The sequence below is a fragment of the Haloferax sp. Atlit-6N genome (assembly GCF_003383195.1).
GTDB classification, from domain to species: Archaea; Halobacteriota; Halobacteria; order Halobacteriales; family Haloferacaceae; genus Haloferax; species Haloferax gibbonsii.
The window spans coordinates 1-529 of record NZ_QEQJ01000173.1; the positions used below are offsets into that span (position 1 = coordinate 1).

Annotated in this window: 1 protein-coding gene; it reads left to right on the forward strand. The window is 67.3% G+C overall.

Annotated elements, in window-relative coordinates:
* Positions 1 to 529, forward strand: a 529-nt coding sequence (locus DEQ92_RS21780; RefSeq protein WP_199522965.1) for an iron transporter, incomplete at both ends; no start/stop codon positions are given.

Genomic DNA, 529 nt, shown 5'->3' on the forward strand with positions numbered 1-529 from the left:
CCGGCTGTCTGCAGACGCTCGGCTTCCAGCGCCAATCCGCCTGGCGCGACCCCCCGCTCGCTGAGGACCGCCCCGACGCGGTGTACGTTCCGGCGGTCATCGAAGGGATGGAAACCTACGGCGAGACGACCGCCGGCCGCTACGGCGTCGCCCTCACCTACTCGTACCCCCATCGCTTCTGGACCCTCTCTGGAACTGAGACGTCGAAGACGGTCGTCGAAGCCGACGACGACGTCCACCTGATGGTCTCGCTGTGGGACACCGAGACCGGCCGCGTCCTCCCGCTCGATTCGGGCGTGACGATCGAGATTTTGGATACAGACGGCACACTCGTCACCGAGGAGGTCGCCTATCCGATGCTCTCACAGACGATGGGCTTTCACTACGGCGCGAACTACGCGCTCGACGGCGAGGGCGAGTACGAGGCGCGCGTCCACGTCGGGGGCGTCTCGCTCCGTCGAACCGGCGGCTTCGCGGGCGCGTTCGAGTCCGCCGCGACGGTGACGATCCCGTTCACCTTCGAGACGGA